Annotated in this window: 1 protein-coding gene; it reads right to left on the reverse strand. The window is 49.3% G+C overall.

The window, feature by feature from the left end:
• On the reverse strand, window positions 1-276 hold a 276-nt coding region (locus ACWA1B_RS22615), incomplete at both ends, for a hypothetical protein (protein WP_456910855.1).

Genomic DNA, 276 nt, shown 5'->3' on the forward strand with positions numbered 1-276 from the left:
GGCCCATCTCCCCCGCTTACAAATTCCCATAGACCTGTTTCTCCTGCTGCCGGAGCATTTCCTGCAAGAGTGGCTGTGGATCCGCAAATATTTTGATCATTTCCTGCCTGCGCAACTGTAATGGATGGAGCTATGGTTATGGCAACACTATCCTGCGCATCTGTACAGCCAACGCTGCTTACCGTCCATTGAAATTGATAATTTCCGTCAGTGAGTCCCGTTACAGTTGTATTGTATTGGGCTGGATTGGTAATTGCAGCTGCCGTTCCCGATGTC

This window comes from Flavobacterium xizangense (assembly GCF_054075145.1).